This window comes from Bradyrhizobium sp. PRIMUS42, assembly GCF_023006515.1.
Classification (GTDB): domain Bacteria; phylum Pseudomonadota; class Alphaproteobacteria; order Rhizobiales; family Xanthobacteraceae; genus Bradyrhizobium.
Window position 1 is genome coordinate 1 of sequence record NZ_JALBGZ010000813.1, and the last position, 2,595, is coordinate 2,595.

Below are 2,595 nucleotides of genomic sequence, written 5' to 3' on the forward strand. Positions count from 1 at the left end.
GGCTGTCGGCAACGCCGCAGGCACCGAGCGCGAGCGCGCCGGCGAGCAGCGCCGCATGAGCAATAGTCCGCAACATCCGTGAAGGTCCCCTGCGGGCCAACAGATAGGTAGCAATGCGATCCGGCGAAGTCCCCGGCGATCAAGATTTGCTGAAGTCCTGGAACGCGCGGCATTTCATATTCCGGAATTGCAGGCTAAGTTTGTACCCCAGACGAAGGGGATTGCCACCAATGAGGATCTTGGTCATAGCGGCCGCCGTGCTGGCATTGACGGCCGCCTCGGCGCAGGCGCAGAGCCGGCGGCCAGCCACTGACCCCGCCAAGCCGGCGGACAACAAGCCCAAGGTCGACGAGAAGGCCTACAAGGCCGCGCTCGAGCGTATCCCCGAACCCAAGGACAAGTACGACCCCTGGGGCGGAGCCCGCCCCAGCGAACCCGCCAAGAAGCCGAAATAGGGTAGGCGGGCTCTGGCGCTTCAACGGGGTTGCGCGCCCGCACGGGTGCGCGGAGGTGGCGCTACGATCCGAGGGGCCGTGATCAATCAGCATCCCGCTGATCGTGACATCTGAGGCGGCGTCACTCACGGGATCGAGGACGAGGTGCCCGCGATCGCGCGCTTGCAGGGCAGCGCCGTCGTCGCATCACGCAATCATAACCGTGCTGTGGATGCGATGCGAACGCTCGTTCACATCGTGCGCATTATTGCACGAAGGCGAGGCCGACGCGCTTGTCACTCCTCAATACTGGCGCTACTTGCACAGCGCTTCAGACTTCGATTGCGACGCTGGAGCGGCCAGTCACTTCCCGCCGACTTTACTCACAAGCCCTTCTTTTATGGCGTTACGCGCCGATGGAGATTCCGATGAAGACCACGCTTTCGCTTCTGCTCGCCGCCGCGTTCTCGCTGTCGTCGATGCCCGCCCACGCCGTCAAGTGGGACCTCTCGACCATGAGCTGCAAGCAGTTCCTCGAGAGCGGCGAAGACAATATCCAGGTCGTGCTGACCTGGATGGACGGCTGGTACAAGGGCGACGAGGACAACGCGATCATCGACACCGACGTGTTCATCGAGAACGCCAAGAAATTCGGTGCCTATTGCGGAAAGAATCCGACCGCCAGCATCGTCACCGCGGCAGACGAAGTGCTCGGCAAGTGATTTGAATCGTGCGACCGAAGCGCAACTGCAATCGCGCTTCGGCCTCTCGCTTCGATGCAAACGCGATGGAGAGCCGCGGTGCGCTTTGCGCTCGCGCGGTTCTCGTCTTTTGAGTTGATGCTCAGCCCGGCAGCATTGCGAACGCGCTCGACACCATCGCCACCGGCTTGCTGTCGGCAGCCGAGAGCAGCGTGACGCGGCCAAAGCTCATGGTACGCCCGAGCCGCACCACGCGTGCGTCCGCCAGCACGTCCGAGGAGGACACCGCGCGCATGAAATGCGTGGTCTGGTCGACCGTGGTCATGGGGCGATAGCCGCGATTGGCAGCGAGGATCGCGATCACCATCGCAGTGTCGGCGAGCGCCATCAGGGCCTGGCCGCAGACCACGCCGCCGTTCCGGCACAGCCGCCCCGAAAACGGCATGCGCAGGAGCGCGCCTGGCTGCCAGTCCGGCACATCCGCCGGCTGCGCGTGCTCGACGCGCTCGACCGCGAGGTTGAGATCCTGGATCCAGGGCGCAAAAACCTCGCCGAGGATGCGTCTGGCGTCGGAGAGGCCGAATTCGGCGTCTGGCTGCATTTGCATTGCTGTCGCACTCTCCTGTATTGCCTGATGTTTCGTCCCATTGTGCGCGCATCGGCGCGGCAAAGTCACCCGGTCTCGCACCGGTCCCGTCGGCTTGAAAATGCCTGACTTGGGCCGATATGATGCCTGGCTTGGGTAGGGGTGGATGATGTTGCGTCGGTGTGTCCTCGTCTTCTCTATGGTCGCGCTCGGCCTGGCGCTGAGCGGCTGCACCAAATGCGGTCCGATCTGGGACGATTGGCTGCATGCCCCCAAATCGTGCCGATCGGATCGGCTCTAACGGGCCCGAACGGCCCCGGCGGCCACGACCGGCGGCGACAAGGATGACGAGGCGCGGGCGATCCGTGCCTCATGGATGATCAAGGAGTGGACGATGAAGCTTTTCCGTTTGGCCGCGGTGCTGGCGGTGGTGGCGGGACCTGCCTACGCGCAAATGCCCCAACTCAATTTGCTGCAGGATGCCCCGAGCAAGACCCCGGAGGAGAGGGCCGCCGAAGCCGAGCGTGACAAGGCCTACAAGGAAACGCTGAAGAAGATTCCGGACACCAAGGCGTCCAACGATCCCTGGGGCGGCATGCGCTCCGATCCCCCGAAACAGTCGGCGGCGCCGAAGGCATCGGCCGCAACCAGCGCGCCGAAGAAGAGCAAGAGCGGCACGGCTGCCAACTGACCGCGGCTCCGTTCCGGGGGCGGCAAGGACGCCCTTCGAACAGGACTCCTCTTCATCCGGCCCGCGCCCTACATTGACTCCGAGCGTAGCGCGTAGAGGAGAGCAGGGCATGGCCGATCGTCCGCGGGATCTTGCCGAGCGGATGGCGCGCCGGCGCAAGCCGGCCGGCAAGCCCGGCCAAAC

General features: G+C 64.5%; 4 protein-coding genes. 3 read left to right on the forward strand and 1 reads right to left on the reverse strand.

Annotation, left to right across the window (positions count from 1 at the left end; translation table 11 throughout):
- The first annotated feature begins 230 nt into the window (after positions 1-230).
- Entirely contained in the window at positions 231-455 is a 225-nt protein-coding gene (locus MOV75_RS34050) for a hypothetical protein (RefSeq protein WP_246925216.1), read from the forward strand.
- Positions 456-862: 407 nt separating this feature from the next.
- Entirely contained in the window at positions 863-1,156 is a 294-nt protein-coding gene (locus MOV75_RS34055) for an HdeA family protein (RefSeq protein ID WP_162307619.1), read from the forward strand.
- A 121-nt stretch (positions 1,157-1,277) separates the two neighbouring features.
- Here MOV75_RS34055 and MOV75_RS34060 read toward each other — a convergent pair whose 3' ends face one another.
- Positions 1,278-1,742: a PaaI family thioesterase gene (locus tag MOV75_RS34060; protein WP_246925221.1), complete on the reverse strand. Its 465-nt coding sequence runs from the start codon at positions 1,740-1,742 to the stop codon at positions 1,278-1,280.
- A 373-nt stretch (positions 1,743-2,115) separates the two neighbouring features.
- Between MOV75_RS34060 and MOV75_RS34065 the strand changes: the two genes are divergently transcribed.
- The gene (locus MOV75_RS34065; protein ID WP_246925225.1) at positions 2,116-2,412 is read left to right on the forward strand and encodes a hypothetical protein; all 297 of its coding nucleotides are present in this window, start codon (positions 2,116-2,118) and stop codon (positions 2,410-2,412) included.
- Positions 2,413-2,595: the final 183 nt, after the last annotated feature.

Excerpts from the sequence above, each read along its gene's own strand:
- MOV75_RS34055 (WP_162307619.1), top strand. The coding sequence starts at position 863 with ATGAAGACCACGCTTTCGCTTCTGCTCGCCGCCGCGTTCTCGCTGTCG.
- MOV75_RS34065 (WP_246925225.1), top strand. The coding sequence starts at position 2,116 with ATGAAGCTTTTCCGTTTGGCCGCGGTGCTGGCGGTGGTGGCGGGACCT.
- MOV75_RS34060 (WP_246925221.1), bottom strand. The coding sequence starts at position 1,742 with ATGCAAATGCAGCCAGACGCCGAATTCGGCCTCTCCGACGCCAGACGC.
- MOV75_RS34050 (WP_246925216.1), top strand. The coding sequence starts at position 231 with ATGAGGATCTTGGTCATAGCGGCCGCCGTGCTGGCATTGACGGCCGCC.